Source organism: Halococcus sediminicola (assembly GCF_000755245.1).
GTDB lineage: Archaea > Halobacteriota > Halobacteria > Halobacteriales > Halococcaceae > Halococcus > Halococcus sediminicola.
This window is the reverse complement of sequence record NZ_BBMP01000018.1, coordinates 1-1,429: the sequence shown is the minus strand read 5'-3', so window position 1 is coordinate 1,429 and position 1,429 is coordinate 1. Positions and strand designations below refer to the sequence as shown.

General features: G+C 60.6%; 2 protein-coding genes. Both read left to right on the top strand.

The genetic code is table 11. From position 1 onward, the window contains the following. Nucleotides 1–29 precede the first annotated feature (29 nt). Complete coding sequence (locus ACP97_RS08270) at nt 30–731, top strand: cob(I)yrinic acid a,c-diamide adenosyltransferase (RefSeq protein ID WP_079977594.1); 702 nt, start codon at nt 30–32, stop codon at nt 729–731. Next, on the top strand, nt 731–1,429 hold a 699-nt coding region (locus ACP97_RS08265; RefSeq protein ID WP_079977593.1), incomplete at its 3' end, for a cobyric acid synthase. The genes ACP97_RS08270 and ACP97_RS08265, both read left to right, overlap by 1 nt.

Sequence of the window (1,429 nt, the reverse complement as noted above, 5' to 3'; positions counted from 1 at the left end):
ACGAAAACAAAATATTTCATAGACTACCAATGACGAACGACGCCACCGACGAACCCGATAGCAGAGCACAGTCCCAAGGGACACCTGGACGGGGAACATCGCCGGATGCTAGACCAATCGAACCAGCAGCGCCGGAGGATTTCGGACTCGTCCAAGCATGGTGGGGCGACGGAAAAGGAAAGACGACGGCGGCGATGGGGATGGGATTTCGAGCGGCTGGACACGGATACCGGGTCCACATGCTCCAGTTCATGAAGGGCGGGGCGTCGAGCGTTGAGGCGACCCGTGGCGAGTACAACGCCATTGCAGCAATGGACGGCTTCACCTACGAAAACAGCGGTCACTACGGCTGGCACGGGTTCCTCGACGGGTCGGCCGACGACGAGCACGACGCGAAAGCCCGCGGTGCGCTCGAACGCGCTCGTGAATTGCTCGCCGCGGCGAACGACGCCGACCTGCAGTCGCTGCTTCCACTCGATGGTCCACCCGAGGACGGTATGCACATGCTCATCATCGACGAGATACTGTACGCCGCGAACCGCAACCTCGTCGAGCCATCCGCGGTCGTAGAACTCATCGAAACCAAACCCGACGATCTCGAACTCGTCCTCACGGGCGGCCACGAGAACCCTGACTACATCGACGACCACGCTGACCTCGTAACGAACGTGCGAAAGGAGAAGCATCCGTTCGATGCGGGCCACCGCGCCCGGAAGGGAACCGAGTACTGATGACACGGACCCTGCTCGTCGCCGGAACGGCGAGCCACGTCGGCAAAAGTACGGTCGTTGCCGGTCTCTGTCGGCGTCTCTCCCAGAATGGCATCTCGGTCGCGCCGTACAAAGCCCAGAACATGAGCAACAACGCGCGGGCGGTCGTGACTCCCGAGAGTAACTGGGGCGAAATCGGCGTCTCCCAGTACGTGCAGGCCCGCGCCGCGAACGTTGTGCCGACGACGGACATGAACCCCGTCCTGTTGAAGCCACGCGGCGACAGCGAAAGTCAACTCGTGATTCACGGCGAAGCGGTCGGCCACTACGAGGCTGGAACGTACTACGACGAGCACTGGGAGCGCGCTCGCAAAGCCGCCGTAAAATCCTACGAACGGCTGGCGGAAGAACACGACCTCATTATCGCCGAAGGGGCGGGAAGCATCGCCGAAATCAACCTTCACGATCGTGATTTGGCCAACGTCGAGACTGCAGAGTTTGCCGACGCATCGATCCTGCTTCTCGGCGACATCGAGCGCGGTGGCGTGTTCGCCAGCCTCTACGGAACGCTCGAACTCATGCCGGATGACCTACAAAATCGCGTTCGGGGCTGTGTCATTACGAAATTTCGCGGAGATAGCGCACTCCTTGACTCCGGTATCAAGGAACTGAAACGACGAACCGGCGTTCCAGTTGTGGGGTTTCGTCCTGATGACGAA